Here is a 16,930-nt window from a genome sequence, read left to right as displayed (position 1 = left end):
CAGGGGCAGTGGCATGATCGCCACTGCCCCTGGTCACTTGACGCAAGCACCGGCAATGGGTTGCATACGTTCTGTGATCGTGCACCCTGCTCCACCTTCCTGTTCACCTACGTCTCTCAAGACACCACCGCGGGCAGGGGGCGCCTCGCCGTGGATCCGGTGATCATCGTCGGAGCGGGGCCCGTCGGGCTCACGCTCGCCCTGGCGCTGGCGCGTCAGGAGGTGCCGTGCGTCGTCCTCGACGAGGGCCCGGGCAAGGACGAACCCCGTGCGGCGCGCACCGTCGTCCTGCGCGAGGACACCGCCGCCCTGATGGAACGGCTGACCGGTGTGCCGCTCGCCAAGGCCGGTGCGCACTGGGCCGGATGGCGGTCGATGCGGCGCAAGCAGGTGATGCGCGAGGTCGTCTTCGACGGCACCGAGCCCGCCCCCCTGCACATCGCCCAGCACGTGCTCACCGGCGCCCTGCGCGCGGCCCTCGCGGACGAACGGCTCGTCAAGGTCGCCGTGGACAGCCGCCTCGACGGCCTCGAACAGGAACCCTCGGGCGTGACGGCCCACACCCGCGGCCCCAAGGGCACATGGTGGCGCGGCAGTTACCTGGTCGGCTGCGACGGGCCCCGCTCGACCGTCCGCAAGATCCAGGACATCCGCTTCCCGGGCCGCACGGCGGTGGAACGTCACGCCGTCGCCGCGCTCCGTACGGAACTGCCCTGGCACGACGAGGCGCTGCTGCACCGCCTGCCGCCCTGGCGCACGTCGGGCCCCTCGGCCGGCGAGGTCACGGCGCGCCCGCTGCCGGACGGCGTCTGGCGTCTGGACTGGCTCCTGCCGCCCGGCAAGGACCTGGTCACCCCCGAACTGCTCCTCACCCGCATCCGGGAGACCCTGGCCGGCTGGGCGGGCGGCACGACCCCGCCCTACGAGCTGCTGGACACCGGTGTCCACACCGTCCACCACCGGCTGGCCCGCCGCTGGCGCGCCGACCGGGTGTTCCTCGCGGGGGACGCGGCCCACCTGCTCGGCGCGCTGGGCACACACGGGCTGGACGAAGGCCTGCGGGACGCCGACAACCTCGCCTGGAAACTGGCCCTGGCCTGGCACCACGGGCCCCACGAGGCGCTCCTCGACAGCTACCAGACCGAACGCCGGGCGGTCGTCGCCGCCCGGCTCCGCGCCGCGGACCAGGCGCTGCCGGTGCTGCGCGGTGGTGGAGGGCTGCGCGCCGTCGTGCCCGGCTCCTCCCGGGGGCACGACACGCTGCTCACCGAAGGCCATTTGGGGCACGGCCAGCTCGGCGCGCCGGGGGCGTACGCCGACTCGCCGCTCGCGTCCCCGCGGCTGGAGGGGGAGGTCCCGGTCGACACACCGCTCGGAGCGCCGGTCACCGACGTCCGGGTCACCGCGGAGGACGGCACGTTCGTTCAACTGCGGGACCGGCTCGGCCGCGGTGCGCTGCTCGTGGTGCTGATCGCGCCGGGCACAGGCGTCTGGGAGCGCAGGCACTGGGTCGGCGCGGGCATCATGCCGCAGCTGGCGGCGGCGGTCGCCGCGCTGCCCCACCCCGCCGAGCTGCTCGTCGCGGAGAGCTACCCGGGCGCGGCCGCGCACACGGTCCTGCTCGTGCGTCCCGACGGGCACCTCGTCACCGCTCTGGGCGGAGTACGCCCGGCCGATCTGTACGCGGCGGCGGAGGCGACGGTGGGCGGTCCGGTGGAGGCGCAGACGGAGGCGGGTGCTTCGGCCGGGTCGCGCTGACGCCCGCCGGGGTGAATGTGCTCACTGTCACGCTGCGTCCGCATGGTGACAGTGAGTTGACCCGTCCGGGCGGTCGTGGTGTACTCCGGTGCGTGACCGACACCTGTGTGCGCCTGTGGCGGAGGGTCCATATGGACCTCATCCGCTATGCGGGCTGCGTGTGTCGCCCGTCCTGCTGATTTCGCATTCCGCTTTCCTGCGCGCCGCCGCGCCGTGCTCTGTCCGCCGGCCGCCGCGCCTCATTCGCGAACCCTCATCAGGACCTCCAGGACGGCACCCGTGTCTGTATCCCCCTCTGCGATCCCCTCTGTCGCCACCGGCCCGGCTCCCACGCAGGCCGACCTCTATGACTTCGTGCGGCGCACGGCCGCCGACACCGAGCTGATCGACTCCCTGCCACTCGACCCGGAGGGCCGCACCTGGGTGCGGCTGGACGGGCCCGGTGGCAGTGAGGCCTGGCTGATCGGCTGGCCGCCCGGCTCGGGCACCGGCTGGCACGACCACGCCGATTCGGTCGGGGCCTTTCTGACCGCCTCAGGCGAGCTCAAGGAGCACTCGCTCGCCGTCCGGCTGCCCACGGACGGCTGGAAGACCCTGGAACTCGACGAGGGTGTGGACCGGGAACGGCGGCTGCGGGCCGGTCAGGGCCGCGCTTTCGGCCGGCATCACGTCCACGAGGTGCTCAACGAGTCCCCCGACCGGCATGCGGTCTCCGTCCACGCCTACTACCCGCCGCTGCCGCAGATCCGCCGCTACAGCCGCAGCGGCCCGGTCCTGCGACTCGAGCAGGTCGAGCGTCCGGAGGACTGGCAGTGAGCGCCGCACCCGGGCCGACGGGGCCCGGCACCCCACCACCGCTCGGCATCGACGAGTTGCTGGAACGCGTGCGGGCGTCCTACGAGCGGATCGAGCCGCGGGAGGCGTACGACGCCGCCCGGGCCGGCGACGCGCTCCTGGTCGACATCCGCTACGCCGCCCTGCGCGAGCGGGACGGCCTCATCCCCGGCGCCGTGGTCGTCGAGCGCAACGAACTGGAATGGCGCCTCGACCCCCAGGGCAGCCACCGCCTTCCCGAGGCCACCAGTCACGCCCTGCGCATCGTCGTCATCTGCAACGAGGGCTACGCGTCCAGCCTGGCGGCCCAGTCCCTCCACCACCTGGGCCTCCACCGGGCCACGGACCTGATCGGAGGGTTCCAGGCGTGGCGGGAGGCCGGGTTGCCGGTGGTGTCGGAGTGAAGGCGACGCACGCGTCATTCGCCGCCAGGAGCTGAACCCGAACCCTCAGAACCCCTCGTCCCCGAGGAACTCCGTGTCCTCGCCCTCCTCCTCCAGGGCCTGGCGGACCACTCGCAGGGCCATGCCCTCGGAGTAGCCCTTGCGGGCGAGCATGCCTGCGAGGCGGCGGAGGCGTTTGTCGCGGTCGAGGCCTCGGGTGGAGCGGAGCTTGCGGGCGACGAGCTCGCGCGCGGTCTCCTCTTCCTGCTCGGAGTCGAGCTGGGAGACGGCTTCGTCGATCAGCGCGGTGTCGACGCCCTTGGTGCGCAGCTCCCGGGCGAGCGCGCGACGCGCGAGGCCCCTGCCGTGGTGGCGGGACTCCACCCAGGCGTCCGCGAAGGCACTGTCGTTGATGAGGCCGACTTCTTCGAACCGTGAGAGGACCTCCTCGGCGGCGTCGTCGGGGATCTCCCGCTTGCGCAGGGCGTCGGCGAGTTGCTTTCGGGTCCGTGGGGTCCCGGTGAGCAGGCGCAGGCAGATCGCCCGAGCCCGCTCGACCGGGTCCCCCTGAGGTGCCTCCTGCTCGGCCCTCGATGAGGAGAGGGCACCTCCGTCCCCGGTGCCTGCCGCCGCCTCACCGAAGCCGCGCCGACGACGACCGCGCCTGCCGCCCGGCCCGCCGTCACGCGAGCCTCCGTCACGCGAGCCCCCGTCACGCGAGCCCCCGGGGTGGCCGCCCCTTTGCGGCCCGGTGTCGCCCTCGTCCCCGTAGAGCCGGTCGTTCTCGTGCGGGGTGTGCCCCGGGCCGTCCGCCTCGTCGGCGGCTGAGCCCGTGTCACCTCCGGTGCCCCTCCCCCGTGGGGCACCGGAGGCGGTGTACTCGTACTCCGCCCAGTCGGTTCGCCGTGTCACAGGGTCAGCTCTTGGCTGCGGCGGCCTTGGACTTGGCGGTCTTGGCCGGTGCCGGGACGGCGGGCGTGGCGTCGGCCGGTGCGGAGGCTGCGGCGTCGGCACCCGGCTCGGAGGCCGGCTCCTCGGGCCGCACGCCGACGCCCAGCTTCTCCTTGATCTTCTTCTCGATCTCGTTGGCCAGGTCGGGGTTGTCCTTGAGGAAGTTGCGCGCGTTCTCCTTGCCCTGGCCGAGCTGGTCGCCCTCGTACGTGTACCAGGCGCCGGCCTTGCGGACGAAGCCGTGCTCCACGCCCATGTCGATCAGACCGCCCTCGCGGCTGATGCCCTGGCCGTAGAGGATGTCGAACTCGGCCTGCTTGAAGGGCGGCGCGACCTTGTTCTTGACGACCTTGCAGCGGGTGCGGTTTCCGACCGCCTCGGTGCCGTCCTTCAGGGTCTCGATGCGGCGGATGTCGATGCGCACCGAGGCGTAGAACTTGAGCGCCCGGCCACCGGTCGTGGTCTCCGGCGAGCCGAACATCACGCCGATCTTCTCGCGGAGCTGGTTGATGAAGATCGCGGTGGTCTTGGACTGGTTGAGCGCGCTGGTGATCTTCCGCAGGGCCTGGCTCATCAGGCGGGCCTGCAGACCGACGTGGCTGTCGCCCATCTCACCCTCGATCTCCGCGCGCGGGACGAGCGCGGCGACGGAGTCGATGACGATGAGGTCGAGGGCGCCGGAGCGGACCAGCATGTCCACGATCTCCAGGGCCTGCTCGCCGTTGTCCGGCTGGGAGAGGATGAGATTGTCGATGTCGACGCCGAGCTTCTTCGCGTACTCGGGGTCGAGCGCGTGCTCCGCGTCGACGAAGGCGACCTGGCCGCCGGCCTTCTGTGCGTTCGCCACCGCGTGCAGGGTCAGGGTGGTCTTACCGGAGGACTCCGGTCCGTAGATCTCGACGACACGGCCGCGGGGCAGGCCGCCCACGCCGAGGGCCACGTCCAGGGCGGTGGATCCGGTCGAGATGACCTCGATGGGCTCCTGGGTCCGGTCGCCCATGCGCATGACCGCGCCCTTGCCGAATTGCCGTTCAATCTGTGCGAGAGCGGCATCCAGGGCCTTCTCGCGGTCGGTTCCTGCCATGGGTTCCACCCGATTTGCTTGAGTCGATCGCTTCACGTCAAAGACGCTAACGCCTGCCACTGACAACGCGCCCCGACGCACGTCCGGCCTGTGGATAACTCGGGCATTTCTCTACCCAAAGTACGTCGAAATGCCCTTCGTTGAGCCTCGCCGGTGCCTCCATGAGAATGGATGTTCGATTTTGGTGTCAAGCGCACCACGCGGCACATCCGGAACCGGGGCAGGCGCCGACGACGGCACCGGGTCACGACGACGGCACCGGGTCACGACGACGACCGCACGGCGAGCCCGAACGCCGCGAGCGACATGGCCGGCTCCGGTCACGCGGACGGCTCCGGGCATGGTGACCGCCACGTCCCGGCGACCGCGGATCACGGCCCACCGCACCGGTCACGGCGACCGCACCGGAGCACCGGCGACAAGATCCGTTCGCCGACGACGAGATCCGTTCGCCGGCGATGGGATCAGGAGGAGTTCTGCCCGGGTCCCCGGTTCTCATGCCGCCGGGCCTCACGGCGCTCCCACAGTCCCTTCGCCCGCGCGAGCAGGCCCGGTCCCTCTCCCCGCCGCCGGTGACCGTGCACCCGGGGGTCGTCCGTGACGTCGTAGCGCTTCACGTACGCCCCGAGGAAGGCCTGGAGCGTGGCGACGGCGGGGATGGCGATCAGCGCGCCGACGGCGCCGAGGAGGGCGGTGCCGGCGATGACCGAACCGAAGGCGACGGCGGGGTGGATGTCGACGGTCTTGGAGGTCAGCTTGGGCTGCAGCACGTAGTTCTCGAACTGCTGGTAGATCACGACGAAGATCAGCACCCACAGCGCGTACCAGGGATCCACCGTGAACGCGATCAGCATCGGCAGGGCGCCCGCCAGGTACGTGCCGATGGTGGGGATGAACTGCGACACCAGCCCCACCCACACGGCGAGCACGGGCGCGTAGGGCACGTCCAGGGCCTGGAGCAGGACGAAGTGCGCCACACCGGAGATCAGCGCCATCAGGCCGCGGGAGTAGAGGTAGCCGCCGGTCTTGTTCACTGCGATCTCCCAGGCCCGCAGCACCTCCGCCTGATGGGCGGGCGGCAGGACCGAGCAGATCGCACGGCGCAGCCGCGGGCCGTCCGCGGCGAAGTAGAACGAGAACAGGGCGATCGTGAGCAGCTGGAAGAGACCGCCGATGACCTGCGCGGACACGTCCAGGACGCCTGTGGCGCTGTTCTGGACGTAGTTGCGCAGCCAGTCGGAGCGGAGCAGGCCCTCCTGGATGTCGACGCGCTTCAGGTCGGTCTTGAAGTGCGTGTTGATCCAGTGGATGACGGAGTCGAGATACGCAGGGAAGCCCTCGATCAGCTTGATGATCTGGTCCGCGAGGACCGAGCCGAGCAGGGTGACGAAGCCCGCCGAGACGATCGTCACCCCGATGAAGACGATGAACGTGGCCAGGCCCCTGCGCATGCCGCGCGAGGCCATCCAGCTCACCGCGGGTTCTATCGCGAGGGCGAGGAAGAACGCGATGAGGATGTTGACCAGCAGACCGGTGAGCTGGTGGAACACCCAGCTGCCCAGCTGGAACGCCGCGACGAGGGCGAGCGCGAGCACCATGGCGCGGGGCAGCCAGCGCGGCATACGGCCGTTCGCCCCGGCCCCGCCCCACGGGGGCCGGGCAGGCGGCGTCGTGCCGGAAGCGGAGGACTGCTGGGCTGCCTGCCCGGTCTCGTCAGTGGGTGCCACGGTCCAAGTCTCGCCCACGCCACCGACAACCGTCTGCCCGCCTGCGATCTTCGTGACCGTTCAGCGTCTCCACCGCCGCCGGCAGGGCCCAGCCGGCTTCACCCCCTGGCGCCCCGACGCCCTCAGGCAACGGTCAGCGCCTCTCCTGAGGCACGTCCATCACGGAGCAGACCACCTGCCAGACCTCCTTGGCGTCCCAGCCGGCGGCAAGCGCCTCGTTCACCGTGCGCCCGCCGAGTTCGGACATCACGTGGTCGCGCGCGAAGGTTTCGGCGTAACCAGGACCGAAGTGCTCCGCCATCCGCTGCCAGAAGACCGTCAACCGCATGACTCCAGTATCCCGCCCCTGGGGGTGGGCCTGAGCCCGGACCGCCCGCCGGCGCCGCTTCCCGCCCCTACGGTCTGACCCATGGCCGAAACCGGAGCTACCGAACTCCCCCCGCCGCCCCCGCCGCACAGCCCCCTCACGCGCGCGGAGCGTTTCGTCTGGCTCACCGCGCGCGTGCTCGAGCAGCGCCTCTTCGCCCACCACTTCCGGGGTGCCGCCGCCGACCCCGTGGAGACCGCCCTGGACGCCTACCGCAACGAGGACGGCGGGTACGGTCACGCGCTGGAACCCGATCTGCGCGGGCCGGTCAGCCAGCCGCTGCACACCGCGCACGCACTGGCCGTCCTGGACGCCATCGGACGCTGCGCCGGACAGCGGGTGGAGCGGATGTGCCGCTACCTGACGTCCGTCTCCACCGCGGACGGCGCCCTCCCGGCGATCCACCCCAGCCAGCGCGACTACCCCACGGCCCCTTTCGTGACGGTCGTGGACGACCCGCCCAGCGCCCTGCTGGCCACCGGGCCGGTGGTGGGACTGCTGCACCGCAACGAGGTGTGGCACGCCTGGCTGTTCAGGGCCACCGACTTCTGCTGGCGGGCGGTCGAGGCCCTGGAGATGTCACACCCCTACGAGATCGAGGCCGCCGTGGTCTTCCTGGACTCCGCTGCGGACCGCCCGCGCGCGGAGGCGGCCGCCGGCCGGCTCGGCCGCCTGGTCCGCGAACACCGCCTCGTGGCCCTGGACCCCGACGACCTGGACGCCTACCCGGTCTCACCCGGCTACGCCCCGGGTGAGCACCACTTCCCGTACGACTTCGCGCGGACACCGCGCTCGCTCGCGCGCGCGTGGTTCACGGACGACGAGATGGCCCGCTCCCTGGACCATCTCGCGGCGCAGCAGCAGGAGGACGGCGGCTGGCCCGTCCGGTGGCGTCGCTGGGCCCCCGCCCCCGCCCTGGAGGCACGCCCGCTCGTGACGATCGAGGCCCTGCGCGTGCTCAGCGCGTACGGCAGGGCCGTCGACTGATCATCCCGCCCCCATGGCCCGAGCCGCCGCGGTCACCAGCACGGCCGCGGCGACGACGACGAGGAACGGGGCGCGCAGGAGCAGCGCCACGGCAGCGGCGGCGAGGCCGGCGGCCCGGGCGTCCAGCACGAGCGTCTGCCCGTCGGCGAAGGTCTGCTGTGCGGTGAGGGCCGCCAGCAGCGCGACGGGCAGCAGGGCGGCCAGACGCTTGACGAGGGGCCGTTCCAGGGTCCCCGCGGGCACGAGGAGGCCGGCCAGTTTGACGGCGTAGCAGCCGAGGAAGGTCGCCCCGATCGCGATCCAGACGTTCACCGCGCGTCCTCCTGCCCCTTGCGCCGGCCGTCCGCCCACAGCACGACCGGCGCCGCCAGCGCGGCCAGCAGCACCGGCACTCCGGCGGGCAGCACGGGCAGCAGTCCCAGCCCCAGCAGCACGGCGAGCCCGGCGACGGCCCGCTCGGTGCCGGACCTCAGCATCGGCGCGAGCAGCGCCAGGAACACCGCGGGCCCGGCGGCGTCCAGGCCCCACGCGTCGGTGTCCCCGATGGCTTCGGCACCCAGGGCGCCGAGCAGCGTGGTGAGGTTCCACAGGACGTAGAGGGTGAGCCCGGTCACGACGAACCCGAGCCGCGCCGCGCGCCGGGTGGGCTGGGCGAGCGCGACGGCGGTCGTCTCGTCGATCACCCACTGGGCGGCGAAGGGCCGCACCGCGCGCGGGAGGGCGAGCAGCTGCGACAGACGCAGGCCGTAGAAGGCGTTGCGCACGCCCAGGAAGAAGGCTCCGGCGGCGGCTGTGAAGGGGCTGCCGCCGGCTGCGAGGGCCCCCACGAGGGCGAACTGGGACGCCCCGGTGAACACCAGAAGACTGAGCGCGCACGTCTGGAGCAGGGTGAGTCCGCCACCGGCCGACGTCACTCCGAAGGCGAAGCCGGACAGCCCTACGGCCACCCCGACCCCGAGAGCGTCGCGTACGACCGTCCGGTCCGTCTTCCCACCGATGTCTGCGTCTTCGAGAACTGTCCGATCTGCCACGCCCCGCACGCTACGGGCCGCGGCTAGCGGAGGTCTTGTACGTTCTTGCGCTCTCTCTGGTACGCCCCAGGAGGTACGCCGACCATGCGGGTGAAGTGCCGGTTGAGGTGCGGTTGGTCGGTGAAGCCGACGGCCACGGCCGCCTCGGAGGGCGTTGTTCCGGCGTCCAGCAGCCGCCGCGCCCGCCGTACCCGCGCGTCTGTAAGCCAGGCGTGCGGGGGCATCCCGTAGGTGTCCCGGAAAGCCCGGAGCAGGGCGAACGGGCTGGTCCCCAGACCGGTCGCCAGCCGCTCCAGGGTGGGCGGGCGTGCCATCCGCTCCTCCAGCACGTCACGCGCGCGTGCCGCGATGCGGGCTCCCGCCGTCCGGACCTCCCGCGGCGGCATGGGCCCGCCGTTCAACCGCAGCAGCCGGGTCACGGCGGTCCGCAGCAGGGTGTCCGCGGCCAGGGCGTTGCCCTCGTCGGCGGCCCGCAGAACCTGGTGCACCAGTTTCGCGGCGTAGGGGTCGTCCAGCACCGGGCTGACGAACCCCGGTGTGCCGCGCAGCCCGGTCGTCTCGGCCGCGATCTCGGCCACCACGTCGGCCGGCGGGTACACGGCGCCGTACCGCCACCCCTCGGGCACCCCGGCGCGCCCGGTGTGCGGCGTGTCGGGATTCACCAGTGCGAGAGCCCCTGCTCCCGCGTACTGGTCTCCTCCGGGGTGGTGGAACACCTCGACCCCGTCGGCGATGGCGGCGATCACGAAGTTCTCGTGCGTGTGCCGGACGAAGGTCTTGTGCACGTAGCGGGCCCGCAGCAGGTCGACACCGGGCAGCTCGTCGTACTGCCAGTGCCGTGCGCGCTCGTTCATATGACCATTGTCCGCGGCAGCGGACGACCCGGCGCACCCCGGGATCCTGATGACCCGGCGCACCGGATCCTGACCCACCCGGAAACCCGACTCCCCCGGGGGCCCCGGCCCGCACCGGGATCCTGGCGCCTGCCGACGGTCTCCTCCGGGCGAATCCGCAGGTCGCGAGGATGGTGCGGCCCCGTTGTCAGTGCCGAGGTGCACGATGGACGCATGCCCAGCAATGCGCACCGACCCCTGGACGGCTTCTCACCCGCGACCCGCGCCTGGTTCACGGGTGCCTTCTCCGCGCCCACCACGGCCCAGGCCGGTGCGTGGCAGGCCATCCACCAGGGTTCGGACGTGCTGGTCGTCGCTCCCACCGGCTCCGGAAAGACCCTGGCGGCCTTCCTGGCCGCTCTGGACCAGCTGGCCTCGACGCCTCCCCCCGCCGACCCGAAGAAGCGCTGCCGGGTCCTGTACGTCTCCCCGCTGAAGGCCCTGGCGGTCGACGTCGAGCGCAACCTGCGCAGCCCGCTGACCGGGATCCGCCAGGAGTCCGTGCGCCTCGGCCTGCCCGAGCCCGAGGTCAAGGTGGGCATCCGCTCGGGCGACACGCCCGCCGCCGAGCGCCGGGCGCTGTCGACCCGCCCGCCGGACATCCTGATCACGACCCCGGAATCGCTGTTCCTGATGCTGACGTCGGCCACGCGGGACGCGCTGGCAGGTGTGGAGACGGTGATCCTCGACGAGGTGCACGCGGTCGCCGGCACCAAGCGCGGTGCCCACCTCGCGCTCTCCCTGGAGCGGCTCGACGACGTCCTGCCGAAGCCCGCCCGCCGCATCGGCCTCTCGGCGACGGTCCGCCCGGTGGACGAGGTGGCCCGTTTCCTGTCGCCCCGCCGCAAGGTGGAGATCGTCCAGCCGGAGTCGGGCAAGGAGTTCGACCTGTCCGTGGTCGTGCCCGTGGAGGATCTGGGCGAGCTGGGCGGCTCCCCGGTGGCGGACGGCCAGGAGGGCGGGGAGCGCCCGTCCATCTGGCCGCATGTGGAGGAGCGGATCGCCGACCTCGTCCAGTCGCACCGCTCCACGATCGTCTTCGCGAACTCCCGCCGCCTCGCGGAGCGCCTCTGCAACCGTCTGAACGAGATCGCGTACGAACGGGCCACGGGCGAACCTCTCGACGAGCACCACTCCCCCGCCGAGCTCATGGGCGGCTCGGGGGCGGCCCAGGGCGCCCCCCAGGTCATCGCCCGCGCCCACCACGGCTCGGTGTCCAAGGAACAGCGCGCCCTGGTCGAGGAGGACCTCAAGGCGGGCCGCCTGCCCGCTGTCGTGGCCACGTCCAGCCTGGAGCTGGGTATCGACATGGGCGCCGTGGATCTGGTCGTGCAGGTGGAGTCGCCGCCCTCCGTCGCCTCCGGGCTGCAGCGGGTCGGCCGGGCGGGGCACCAGGTGGGCGCGGTCTCCACCGGCGTGGTGTTCCCGAAGTACCGGGGCGACCTGGTGCAGGCGGCGGTGGTCACGGAGCGCATGCGCACCGGCTCCATCGAGTCCCTCAAGGTGCCGGCCAACCCGCTGGACGTCCTGGCCCAGCAGGTGGTCGCCATGACGGCCCTGGACACCTGGCAGTTCGACGACCTCCTCGCCGCGGTCCGCCGGGCCGCCCCCTTCGCCTCGCTGCCCGAGTCGGCCTTCACGGCGGTCCTCGACATGCTGGCGGGCCGCTATCCGTCCGACGCGTTCGCGGAGCTGCGCCCGCGCGTGGTGTGGGACCGGGTCACCGGCGAGATCACCGGCCGCCCGGGAGCGCAGCGCCTGGCCGTCACCTCCGGCGGCACGATCCCCGACCGCGGGCTCTTCGGCGTCTTCCTCGCGGGCGCCGATCCCAAGAAGGGTGGCGGCCGGGTCGGTGAGCTCGACGAGGAGATGGTCTACGAGTCCCGCGTCGGCGACGTGTTCACCCTCGGCACGAGCTCCTGGCGCATCGAGGACATCACCCGCGACCGTGTCCTGGTCTCCCCCGCTCCGGGTGTGCCCGGCAGGCTGCCCTTCTGGAAGGGCGACCAGCTGGGCCGTCCGCTGGAGCTGGGCCGGGCGGTGGGCGCATTCCTGCGTGAGGTCGGCTCGCTGCCCGAGGACGACGCCCGCCTGCGGCTGCTCGCCGCCGGTCTGGACGCGTGGGCGGCGGACAACGTGCTGTCGTACCTGCGCGAGCAGCGCGAGGCCTGCGGCCACATCCCCGACGACCGGACGATCGTCGTCGAGCGGTTCCGCGACGAGCTCGGCGACTGGCGCGTGGTCGTGCACTCCCCCTTCGGCGCCCAGGTGCACGCCCCCTGGGCACTGGCGCTGGGCGCCAAGCTGTCCGAGCGGTACGGCATGGACGCGCAGGTCATGCACGCCGACGACGGCATCGTGCTGCGCCTGCCGGACGCCGACCTGATGGGCCTGGACCTGCTGGACCAGGAGCCGGTGAAGATGGGCCGGGAGTACGACGCCGAGCAGGCCCCCGTGGGCGCCGCCGACGTCGTCTTCGACAAGGGCGAGGTCGACCAGGTCGTCACCGACCAGGTGGGCAGCTCGGCCCTGTTCGCCTCCCGTTTCCGCGAGTGCGCCGCCCGTGCGCTGCTGCTGCCGCGCCGCAACCCGGGCAAGCGCACCCCGCTCTGGCAGCAACGGCAGCGCGCCTCGCAGCTGCTGCAGGTGGCCAGCGAGTTCGGCTCCTTCCCGATCGTTCTGGAGGCGGTCCGCGAGTGCCTCCAGGACGTCTTCGACGTGCCCGGTCTCGTCGAGCTGATGGGCGACCTGGAGTCCCGCAAGGTGCGCCTCGTCGAGGTCACCACCGCCGAACCCTCCCCCTTCGCGCGCTCTCTGCTCTTCGGCTACGTCGCCCAGTTCCTGTACGAGGGTGACTCCCCGCTGGCCGAGCGCCGCGCCGCCGCCCTCTCCCTGGACTCGCGACTGCTGGCCGAGCTGCTGGGCCAGGCGGAGCTGCGCGAACTGCTCGACGCGGAGGTGCTGACCGAGCTGGAGCGGGAGCTGCAGTGGCTCACCGAGGACCGCCGTGTCAAGGACGCCGAGGGAGTCGCCGACCTCCTGCGCGTGCTCGGCCCGCTCACGGACGCGGAGCTCGCCGAGCGGGGCGCCGAGCCGCAGTGGGCGCAGGAACTCGCCGGTGCCCGCCGCGCCATCCGGGTCCGTGTCGCGGGAGCGGACCACTGGGCGGCGATCGAGGACGCGGGCCGCCTGCGCGACGCCCTGGGCACGGCGTTGCCGGTCGGCGTCCCGGAAGCCTTCACCGAGCCCGTCAAGGATCCGCTCGGTGACCTCCTCGCCCGCTACGCCCGCACCCACGGCCCGTTCACGTCGGCCACGGCCGCCGCGCGCTTCGGACTGGGCACCGCCGTCACGGAGGGCGCCCTGCAGCGCCTCGCCGCGGCGGGCCGGGTCGTCCAGGGCGAGTTCCACCCGGCCGGGATCGGCCAGGAGTGGTGCGACGCGGCCGTGCTGCGCCGGTTGCGCCGCCGCTCCCTCGCCGCCCTGCGGCACGAGCTGGAACCGGTGCCGCCGGCCGCGCTCGCCCAGTTCCTGCCCCAGTGGCAGCACATCGGCAAGGGCCACTCCCTGCGCGGCATCGACGGGCTGGTCCGGGCCGTCGAACAGCTCCAGGGCGCCTCCGTCCCGGCCTCCGCCCTGGAGAAGCTGGTGCTGCCCTCCCGAGTCGCGAACTACACCCCGGCCATGCTGGACGAGCTGACCGCCGCCGGAGAGGTCGTCTGGGCCGGGGCCGGCTCCCTCCCCGGCAAGGACGGCTGGGTCTCGCTCTACCTGGCGGACGCGGCCCCGCTGCTCCTGCCGCCCCCGCACCCCCTGGAGCTGACCGCCCTGCACCAGTCCGTCCTGGACACCCTCTCCGGCGGCTACGGCCTGTTCTTCCGCCAGATCGCCGACCAGGTCCGGGCCACCACCCATCCCGAGGCGGGCGATCCGCAACTGGCCGACGCCCTCTGGGACCTGGCCTGGTCGGGCCGTCTGACGAACGACACGCTCGCCCCGATGCGTTCCCTGCTCGGCTCGGGCCGCACCGCCGGTTCGACGGCCCACCGAGCCAAGCGTTCCGTGCCGCGCGGCCGCTACGGCTCCCTGACAGCCGCGGCCCGCACCTCGTCCCGCTCGGGTCCGCCGACGGTCGCCGGCCGCTGGTCGCTGCTCCCGGCGCACGAACCGGACCCCACCGTGCGGGCCCACGCGCTCGCCCGTACCCTCCTCGACCGGCACGGCGTGGTCACCAGGGGCGCGGTCTCGGCGGAGGGTGTCGAAGGCGGCTTCTCGGCGGTGTACCGCGTCCTGTCGGTCTTCGAGGAGAGCGGCCAGGCCCGTCGCGGCTACGTGGTGGAGGGCCTGGGCGCCGCGCAGTTCGCGATGGACGGCGCGGTGGACCGCCTGCGCGCGGTGTCCAACGCCCGTGACCGCGGCGAGGACCTGCCGGGCCCGCCTCCCGGCTCCGCGCCCGACCCGTTCGCCGCCCAGGACTTCCCGGCTCGTGACTTTCCCGCCCATGACTTCGCCGGCCCGGACGACGACTCCGGCTCCTCCCACGAACACGTCGACACCCCCGGCCCCGACGGCTTCCCCGACCTGGACGCCTCCTACGACACCCCCAAGCCGGCCCCGGGTGAGTGGGTGTCGCCCCGTGACTACCCCCCGCAGCCCGCCCCGCCCTGGCAGAACGGCGGCCGCGCAGCGTACGACCGAGGGTTCCCGGGGCGCCGTACCCGCCCCGACGGCGCCTCCCGGGCCGTGGTGCTCGCGGCGGCCGACCCGGCGAACGCGTACGGCGCCGCGCTGACCTGGCCCGAGCCGCCGACCGGCGCGGGGCACAAGCCGGGCCGCAAAGCGGGCTCCCTGGTGGTCCTGGTCGACGGTGAGCTGACGCTCTACATGGAGCGCGGCGGCAAGACCCTGCTGGCCTGGCCCGCCGACCCGGACGGCGATCCCGCCGACGACCCCCGGCTGCACAGCGCCGCCGAAGCCCTCGCAGCGGCGGCCCGGGCGGGTTCGCTCGGCACCGTCACGGTCGAGCGTGTCAACGGCGCCCAGGCCCTGACCTCCCCCATCGGCAACCTCCTGGAAGGAGCGGGATTCATCGCGACACCCCGAGGACTGCGCCTGCGCGCGTGACGGCCGGAAGCCCGCGGCCGTACCGGCCCGGTGTACTGCCTTCGTGTCACCCTTGACCCATGCCCGAAGGTGACACGGTCTGGCAGGCCGCGAAGCGGTTGGACGACGCCCTGGCGGGCCAGGTGCTGACCCGCAGCGATCTGCGGGTGCCCCGCTTCGCCACCGCCGACCTCACCGGCCGCGCCGTCCTGGACGTCACCGCGCGCGGCAAACACCTCCTCACCCGCATCGAGGGCGGCCTCACCCTCCACTCACACCTGCGGATGGACGGTTCCTGGAAGGTGTACGGGAACGGCCAGCGCTGGAGCGGCGGCCCCGGCCACCAGATCCGCGCGATCCTCGGAAACACCGAGCGCACAGCCGTCGGCTACCGCCTCCCCGTCCTGGAGCTCCTGCGCACGGCCGACGAACAGCGCGCGGTCGGCCATCTCGGTCCCGACCTCCTGGGTCCGGACTGGGACCCCGACCAGGCCCTCGCCAACGTCCTGAAGGACCCCGCCCGGGAACTCGGCGAAGCCCTGCTCGACCAGCGCAACCTCGCCGGCATCGGCAATGTCTACAAGAGCGAGCTCTGCTTCCTGCTCGGCGTCACCCCCTGGCTCCCGGCCGGTGACCTGCCCCCCGAGCGCGCCGCGAAGCTGCCCGCCCTCGCCAAGAGGCTGCTGGAGGCCAACCGCGACCGCCCCATCCGCAGCACGACGGGCCGCCGCGGCCAGGACCTCTTCGTCTACGGCCGCGCCCCGCGCCCCTGCCTCCGATGCCGTACCTCGATCCGTGTCGCCGACCAGGGCGACGGCTCCCGGGAACGTCCCACCTACTGGTGCCCCACCTGCCAGCCGGGCCCCGCCCCCTCCCCGACACGGCACGGCCGCACCAATTGACGACCCGTCAGACATGCTCGTACGGTCGCCTGTATGCCCGTCACGGCGTACGACCTCACCGGCCGCACGGTGTTCGTCACCGGCGCGGCGAGCGGCATCGGCCGCGCCTCGGCCCTTCTGTTCGCCGAGGCGGGCGCGACGGTGCACTGCGCCGACCGAGACACCGAAGGCCTGCAGGGGACGGCGGCCCTGATCGCGGACAGCGGCGGCACCGCGCACACCCACACACTCGACGTCACCGACCGGCACGGGCTGCAACAGGCCCTCGCCTCGTGCGAGCGTCTGGACGTCCTGGCCACGATCGCCGGGATCATGCACAGCAGTCCGGTACTGGAGACGCGGGACGAGGACCTCGACCGGGTACTGAACGTCAACTTCAAGGGAGTCCTGTACGCCTGCCAGGAAGCGGCCCGTCTGATGATCGCCCAGGGCGTCCGGGGCAGGATCGTCACGATGGCCTCGGACGCCGTCGACACGGGCGGCCCGGGGCTGCTCTGCTACGGCGCGGCCAAGGCGGCGGTGGTCCAGCTGACGAAGACCCTGGCCACGGAGCTGGGCCGGCACGGTATCCGCGTCAACGCCGTCGCCCCGGGCTGGATCCGCACCCCCATGACCGACCGCCACGACAGCGCGTCCCAGGCGCACACGGAGTCCGTCATGGCCCGCATGTCGCCCCTGGGCCGTGTGGGCGCACCCGAGGACATCGCCCATGCGGTCCTCCACCTGGCGTCCGACGCCTCGGCCTTCACCACGGGCCAGATCCTCCGCCCGAACGGGGGCGTCGCGATGCCGTGGTGACCGTTTCCCGAAGGTGCCGTGGTGACCGTTTCCCGAAGGTGCCGTGGTGACCGTTTCCCGAAGGTGCCGTGGTGACCGTTTCCCGAAGGTGCCGTGGTGACCGTTTCCCGTA

General features: G+C 72.8%; 15 protein-coding genes. 8 read left to right on the top strand and 7 right to left on the bottom strand.

What is annotated here, in order from left to right; genetic code table 11:
- Positions 1-150 precede the first annotated feature (150 nt).
- The 4 genes from ACFV20_RS20805 (at position 151) to ACFV20_RS20790 (ending at position 2,996) form a co-directional block, all read left to right on the top strand.
- Positions 151-1,758 carry an FAD-dependent monooxygenase gene (locus ACFV20_RS20805; protein WP_385658551.1) on the top strand — a complete coding sequence of 536 codons (1,608 nt, stop codon included), beginning with the start codon at positions 151-153 and terminating at the stop codon, positions 1,756-1,758.
- 131 nt (positions 1,759-1,889) lie between these two features.
- Positions 1,890-1,937 (top strand): hypothetical protein, encoded by a 48-nt coding sequence (locus tag ACFV20_RS20800; protein ID WP_342781581.1) that lies wholly within the window; start codon positions 1,890-1,892, stop codon positions 1,935-1,937.
- A gap of 100 nt (positions 1,938-2,037) precedes the next feature.
- Complete coding sequence (locus ACFV20_RS20795) at positions 2,038-2,574, top strand: cysteine dioxygenase (protein WP_385658549.1); 537 nt, start codon at positions 2,038-2,040, stop codon at positions 2,572-2,574.
- On the top strand, positions 2,571-2,996 hold the full coding sequence (locus ACFV20_RS20790; RefSeq protein ID WP_385658547.1) for a rhodanese-like domain-containing protein: 426 nt from the start codon (positions 2,571-2,573) through the stop codon (positions 2,994-2,996). Before ACFV20_RS20795 ends, ACFV20_RS20790 begins: the two co-directional genes overlap by 4 nt.
- A gap of 45 nt (positions 2,997-3,041) precedes the next feature.
- On the opposite strand, the gene recX is transcribed toward ACFV20_RS20790, so the two are convergent.
- From recX to ACFV20_RS20770, 4 genes are all read right to left on the bottom strand, one after another.
- A complete protein-coding gene (recX, locus tag ACFV20_RS20785; RefSeq protein ID WP_385658545.1) occupies positions 3,042-3,887 on the bottom strand; it encodes a recombination regulator RecX in 846 nt (281 codons plus the stop codon).
- Positions 3,888-3,891: 4 nt separating this feature from the next.
- Positions 3,892-5,010 (bottom strand): recombinase RecA, encoded by a 1,119-nt coding sequence (gene recA / locus ACFV20_RS20780; protein WP_366714369.1) that lies wholly within the window; start codon positions 5,008-5,010, stop codon positions 3,892-3,894.
- Positions 5,011-5,474: 464 nt separating this feature from the next.
- Positions 5,475-6,737: an AI-2E family transporter gene (locus tag ACFV20_RS20775; RefSeq protein ID WP_385658543.1), complete on the bottom strand. Its 1,263-nt coding sequence runs from the start codon at positions 6,735-6,737 to the stop codon at positions 5,475-5,477.
- Between the two features lie 133 nt (positions 6,738-6,870).
- A complete protein-coding gene (locus ACFV20_RS20770; protein WP_385658541.1) occupies positions 6,871-7,065 on the bottom strand; it encodes a DUF3046 domain-containing protein in 195 nt (64 codons plus the stop codon).
- Between the two features lie 81 nt (positions 7,066-7,146).
- Between ACFV20_RS20770 and ACFV20_RS20765 the strand changes: the two genes are divergently transcribed.
- Positions 7,147-8,091 (top strand): hypothetical protein, encoded by a 945-nt coding sequence (locus ACFV20_RS20765; RefSeq protein ID WP_385658539.1) that lies wholly within the window; start codon positions 7,147-7,149, stop codon positions 8,089-8,091.
- Here ACFV20_RS20765 and ACFV20_RS20760 read toward each other — a convergent pair whose 3' ends face one another.
- From ACFV20_RS20760 to ACFV20_RS20750, 3 genes are read right to left on the bottom strand one after another with little or no spacing between them, the layout of a single operon-like run.
- Positions 8,092-8,403: an AzlD domain-containing protein gene (locus ACFV20_RS20760; RefSeq protein WP_385658537.1), complete on the bottom strand. Its 312-nt coding sequence runs from the start codon at positions 8,401-8,403 to the stop codon at positions 8,092-8,094. It abuts the gene before it with no gap.
- A complete protein-coding gene (locus ACFV20_RS20755; protein ID WP_385658536.1) occupies positions 8,400-9,122 on the bottom strand; it encodes an AzlC family ABC transporter permease in 723 nt (240 codons plus the stop codon). Before ACFV20_RS20755 ends, ACFV20_RS20760 begins: the two co-directional genes overlap by 4 nt.
- A gap of 23 nt (positions 9,123-9,145) precedes the next feature.
- Positions 9,146-9,976 carry an AraC family transcriptional regulator gene (locus ACFV20_RS20750; protein WP_385658534.1) on the bottom strand — a complete coding sequence of 277 codons (831 nt, stop codon included), beginning with the start codon at positions 9,974-9,976 and terminating at the stop codon, positions 9,146-9,148.
- 213 nt (positions 9,977-10,189) lie between these two features.
- Here ACFV20_RS20750 and ACFV20_RS20745 point away from each other — a divergent pair, with 213 nt between their 5' ends.
- Genes ACFV20_RS20745 through ACFV20_RS20735 form a run of 3 tightly spaced genes read left to right on the top strand, consistent with a single transcriptional unit; the run spans position 10,190 to position 16,818 of the window.
- Positions 10,190-15,139 carry an ATP-dependent helicase gene (locus ACFV20_RS20745; protein ID WP_385658532.1) on the top strand — a complete coding sequence of 1,650 codons (4,950 nt, stop codon included), beginning with the start codon at positions 10,190-10,192 and terminating at the stop codon, positions 15,137-15,139.
- Positions 15,140-15,198: 59 nt separating this feature from the next.
- Positions 15,199-16,020 (top strand): Fpg/Nei family DNA glycosylase, encoded by an 822-nt coding sequence (locus ACFV20_RS20740; RefSeq protein WP_385658530.1) that lies wholly within the window; start codon positions 15,199-15,201, stop codon positions 16,018-16,020.
- A gap of 33 nt (positions 16,021-16,053) precedes the next feature.
- Positions 16,054-16,818, top strand: a complete 765-nt coding sequence (locus ACFV20_RS20735; protein ID WP_385658529.1) for an SDR family NAD(P)-dependent oxidoreductase — start codon at positions 16,054-16,056, stop codon at positions 16,816-16,818.
- Positions 16,819-16,930: the final 112 nt, after the last annotated feature.

The sequence above is a fragment of the Streptomyces sp. NPDC059696 genome, assembly GCF_042733745.1.
GTDB lineage: Bacteria > Actinomycetota > Actinomycetes > Streptomycetales > Streptomycetaceae > Streptomyces.
This window is presented reverse-complemented; position numbering and strand designations above follow the sequence as displayed.